The sequence below is a fragment of the Kitasatospora sp. NPDC091257 genome (genome assembly GCF_044757675.1).
Lineage (GTDB): Bacteria > Actinomycetota > Actinomycetes > Streptomycetales > Streptomycetaceae > Kitasatospora > Kitasatospora lactacystinica.
In genome coordinates this window covers 1-2,486 of sequence record NZ_JBIVVI010001274.1, presented here as the reverse complement: position 1 = coordinate 2,486, position 2,486 = coordinate 1, and the positions used below count along the sequence as shown (strand labels likewise).

Below are 2,486 nucleotides of genomic sequence, written 5' to 3'. Positions count from 1 at the left end.
CCCCGGCATGACCGTCCTGGACGGGGCCGCGTCCGTCACCGCCCTCACGCCGCCCCTCGACACGGAGCAGCACCGCACCGTGCCGGTACGGGTGAAGCCCGACAAGGACGGAGGCCCGGCCACGGTGGAGGTCGCCCCGAAGTCGCCCGGGTACCGCGACATCGCGTACTGGCAGTTCGACCTCAGCTGACCAGCCGACCCACGCACGGGTGCCGCACCTGCCGGCCCATGCCCACCGGACGGACCCAGCGCCTACGGGGGGCGCTGCGGGGGTGCGCAACGCCAAGCCCCGACCGTCGGCCGCTCACCCGTGGTGCTCCCGGACCTCGCTCCTGAACATCGACAGCGACCAGCCGATCCTCGACAACTGCGTCGATATCCTCCTCGGCGCGCCGCCCATCGCCGACTCCACCCTCACCGCCGACATCGCCTTCGGCGGAGCCGCGCTTCCGGGGCCGCTCACCCCTTGCCGTGGCGCGCGGGCGGTGCTCGGCGGGGAGGGCGATGCCGAAGCTTGACCGGCAGTTCGGCGAAACGCCTGCCGGCAGTCCCGCAGACCGGCACCATGACTGATGGTCACCATTTGCATCGCCAGCGTCACACTTCACGTGCAGGAGAGATCTGGATGCCGAACGCCGTCGCCGCCCCGTGGGGCACCACCCGGATGCGCCCGTTCGCCGACGCTCCGCCCTGGCCCGCCCTGACTCCGGTCATCGACCCGGACACCCAGGTCGCGGTCTTCCACGACGAGCGGGGCCGCACCGTCGAGCTGGGCAAGCACGGGACCAGCACCGACCAGACCGGCCCGACGAGCACCGGCGGCGGTGGCGGGGACGGGCAGAGCGGCGGCCAGGCCCAGCCGACCGACGTGGACACCGTGACGTCCAACGACCAGGACCAGAGCTGAACCGTGGCGGGTGACCGACAGCCGGCGGTCCTGGTGCTGACCTGCGCCTACGACCCGACCGCCGACATCGTGCTGCGGATCCTGGCCGAACGGCAGGTGCGGGTCGTACGCGCGGATCCCGGCGCCGACCTCCACCGGGGTGCCGTGCTGACCGCCCGCTACAGCGCGGCCGGCCGGCGCGGCACCCTCGCCACCTCCAGCCGGGCCCTCGACCTCGACCGGGTCCGCGCGGTCTGGTACCGGCGCCCCTCGGGCTGGGCCGCGCCGGTCGGCATGGACGGGCAGGACGCCGAGTTCGCCCGTGCCCAGGCCCAGTGGGGCGTCGGGGGCGTCCTCGCCGCGTTGCCCGGCGCCCATTACGTGAACCACCCCTGGCGGATCCGGGCCGCCGAGCACAAGCCCGCCCAGCTCGACGCCGCGCTCGTGGCCGGCTTCGCCGTCCCCGACACGATCGTCACCACCGACCCCGAGCAGGCGCGCGCCTTCTGCGCCGAACAGCCCGGCGGGGCGGTCTACAAGCCGCTGTGGAACTCGCCCTGCACGGACGAGGACGGCCGGCCGGTGCAGGCCTGGGTCGCCGAGGTCGCCCCGGACGAGATCACCGACGCCGTCGCCGCCTGCCCGCACCTGTTCCAGGCCCGCCTGGCCAAGGACTACGACGTGCGGCTGACCGCGGTGGGCCGCGAGCTCTTCGCCGTCCGGATCGACAGCCCCGACCTGGACTGGCGCCGCCGCCAGGACCTGGTCACCCACACCCCGATCGACGTGCCCACGTCCGTGCGCCGGTCCGTGGCCCGCTACCTGGAGCACTTCCGGCTCGTCTACGGCGCCTTCGACTTCGCCGTCGACGCTTCCGGCCACTGGTGGTTCCTCGAATGCAACAGCAACGGGCAGTGGGCGTTCTTCCCGCCTCCGACCACCGACGCCATCGCCACGGCGATCGCCGACCAGCTCCAGAAGGGCCCTGCCGCATGACCACCATCACCGCCGCCGCCGCGGACCTGCGCGCAGCCCTCGTCCGGCAGCTCGCCGCCGACGAGGGCCTCACCGACCCGCACTGGCGTGCCGCCGCAGCAACCGTGCCGCGCGAGGCCTTCGTCGGCGACTACTTCCGCGAAGTCCCCGGCTCCTTCCCCACCTCCTGGGAACCGGTCCTGGAAGGCACCGACGGCTGGCTGGAGGCCGTCTACACCAACCAGACCCTCGTCACCCAGCTCGACGGCCGCATCCACCCCGCAGACACCGACCAACCGGTCGCCGGATCCCCCTCCTCCTCGTCCACCCTGCCCTCTCTGGTCCTGCGCATGTGGCAGCAACTCGACGTGCACGACGGCCACCGCGTCCTGGAGATCGGCACCGGCACCGGCTACTCCACCGCGCTTGGCGCCCACCGCCTCGGCGAGGAGAACATCACCAGCGTCGAAGTCGACCCGGACATCGCCGAACGCTCCGCCGCCTCCCTCAAGACTGCCGGCTACGCCCCGCACCTGGTCGTCGGAGACGGCCTCGCCGGCCACAAGCCCGCCGCGCCGTACGACCGACTGATCGCGACCTGCGCGGTGCGCACCCTGCCCTACCC

The 2,486-nt window shown here is 73.3% G+C and carries 3 protein-coding genes and 2 pseudogenes; all 5 read left to right on the top strand.

The features are described 5' to 3' along the window. Nucleotides 1-190 (top strand): annotated as a pseudogene (locus ACIQOV_RS37225) (hypothetical protein); the annotation flags it as partial. Between the two features lie 82 nt (nucleotides 191-272). Further along, complete coding sequence (locus ACIQOV_RS37220) at nucleotides 273-518, top strand: hypothetical protein (RefSeq protein WP_331768544.1); 246 nt, start codon at nucleotides 273-275, stop codon at nucleotides 516-518. Nucleotides 519-625: 107 nt separating this feature from the next. Further along, entirely contained in the window at nucleotides 626-907 is a 282-nt protein-coding gene (gene tgmA, locus ACIQOV_RS37215) for a putative ATP-grasp-modified RiPP (protein ID WP_401055215.1), read from the top strand. A gap of 3 nt (nucleotides 908-910) precedes the next feature. Beyond that, nucleotides 911-1,882 carry an ATP-grasp ribosomal peptide maturase gene (gene tgmB / locus ACIQOV_RS37210; protein ID WP_331768546.1) on the top strand — a complete coding sequence of 324 codons (972 nt, stop codon included), beginning with the start codon at nucleotides 911-913 and terminating at the stop codon, nucleotides 1,880-1,882. Next, nucleotides 1,879-2,486: pseudogene (locus ACIQOV_RS37205) on the top strand (methyltransferase); the annotation flags it as partial. The gene tgmB and the pseudogene ACIQOV_RS37205, both read left to right, overlap by 4 nt.